At 41.4% G+C, this 280-nt stretch carries 1 protein-coding gene; it reads left to right on the top strand.

Annotated features, from left to right (window positions below; translation table 11 throughout):
• Positions 1-18: 18 nt before the first annotated feature.
• Positions 19-280: hypothetical protein (locus tag AC3II9_RS21715; protein WP_489158757.1), on the top strand; the 262-nt coding region annotated here is incomplete at its 3' end.

Genomic DNA, 280 nt, shown 5'->3' with positions numbered 1-280 from the left:
GCGGTGCTTGATGCGCGTATGAACGAAGTTTACATTGCAAGTTTTGTTCTAGATGAACAAGGAATTATGCAGTGTATTGATGAAGAAAAATTAATGAGCTATGAGCCAGCAGCAGCTTATGCAAAACATTGCTTAATTGGTTCGGGCACAAAGTTACTTCAAGCTGATGCAGAGCATCAAACAATCACTGCAACTGCACAGGATATTGCTTCTATTGCACGTGTCTATGCTGCACAAAAGCAATGGGTGAATGCCGAGCATGCTTTGCCAGTTTATTTAC

It is taken from the genome of Lysinibacillus sp. RU7 (assembly GCF_057837305.1).
The sequence above is the reverse complement of the archived record's forward strand: the minus strand, read 5'-3'. Positions and strand labels throughout refer to the sequence as shown.